Raw genomic sequence first — 279 nt, forward strand, 5'->3', positions numbered from 1 at the left:
ACAGCGAAATCGACGTTCTGCGTCGCCAGGCTGCACAGCGTTTCGGTGGCAACGAAAAACAAGCTCTGGAACTGCCGCGCGAACTGTTCGAAGAACAGGCTAAACGCCGCGTAGTTGTTGGCCTGCTGCTGGGCGAAGTTATCCGCACCAACGAGCTGAAAGCTGACGAAGAGCGCGTGAAAGGCCTGATCGAAGAGATGGCTTCTGCGTACGAAGATCCGAAAGAAGTTATCGAGTTCTACAGCAAAAACAAAGAACTGATGGACAACATGCGCAATG

At 52.7% G+C, this 279-nt stretch carries 1 pseudogene; it reads left to right on the forward strand.

Features of this window, described 5'->3' with window-relative positions:
* A pseudogene (locus LZP73_RS21205) lies at positions 1-279 on the forward strand (trigger factor); the annotation flags it as partial.

Origin of the sequence: Shewanella sp. AS16, assembly GCF_021412365.1 — a bacterium.
Lineage (GTDB): Bacteria > Pseudomonadota > Gammaproteobacteria > Enterobacterales > Shewanellaceae > Shewanella > Shewanella salipaludis.